Source organism: Vibrio sp. 1401 (assembly GCF_033340295.1).
On record NZ_JAWOWF010000246.1, the window covers coordinates 1 to 821 of the forward strand.

Genomic DNA, 821 nt, shown 5'->3' on the forward strand with positions numbered 1-821 from the left:
CTAAGTCGAGGTTATCACCACCTAGCATTAAGTGTTCACCAACGCCAATACGATCAAGTGCTAAGTCGTCATGAGTGAACTTAGCTTCGATAAGACTTAAGTCTGTTGTACCACCACCCACATCGCAAACAAGGATTAGTGGCAGATCTTTTAATTCGTCAGCCGCAGTTTGCTGGTGGCGTGCATACCAGTCGTAACACACCGCCTGTGGCTCTTCGAGCAAGACGATTTTTTTCAAGCCAGCAAGCTCGGCGGCTTCAAGTGTCAGTTTACGCGCGGTTTCATCAAATGATGCAGGAACGGTGACAACTACGTCTTGGTCTTCGAGTTTGTTACTTGGATGACGGTAGTTCCATGCTTGACGAATGTGATTGAGGTAACTTGCGCTGGCAATAACTGGCGAGACTTTATCCACGTCTTGCGCACCAGCCCAAGGAAGAATGTCTGAGTTACGATCAACCGCTTGGTGTGAGAGCCAGCTTTTCGCGCTGGATACCTGACGGCCTTCTACTTTCGCGCCTAATTCGCGAGCCCATTCACCAACGATGACATTGTTAATGTCGCCGGCAACAGGTTCGTTGTCCCAAGGAAGAGTGAGGTCAGAAGGGGAGATTTGACCTACAGCTGGATGATAGCGGAAAGAGGGCAGAAGTGGTTTACGAACGACTTCGCCCGGACCAATCAGTTGGTCAATGTCAAATAGGGATACTTCGGATTGTTCAAGGTTGTCGGTTATTTCACAGTAGGCCACCACAGTGTTTGTGGTGCCAAGGTCAATACCAACAAGAAAACGAGGAGATGCCATACAAAACCAAACCTTC

1 protein-coding gene is annotated in these 821 nt (G+C 48.7%); it reads right to left on the bottom strand.

Features of this window, described 5'->3' with window-relative positions; all coding sequences use genetic code 11:
- The coding region (locus R7Z77_RS24865; protein ID WP_318136985.1) for an Hsp70 family protein at nucleotides 1-805 on the bottom strand (805 nt) is incomplete at its 3' end.
- Between the last annotated feature and the right edge of the window lie 16 nt (nucleotides 806-821).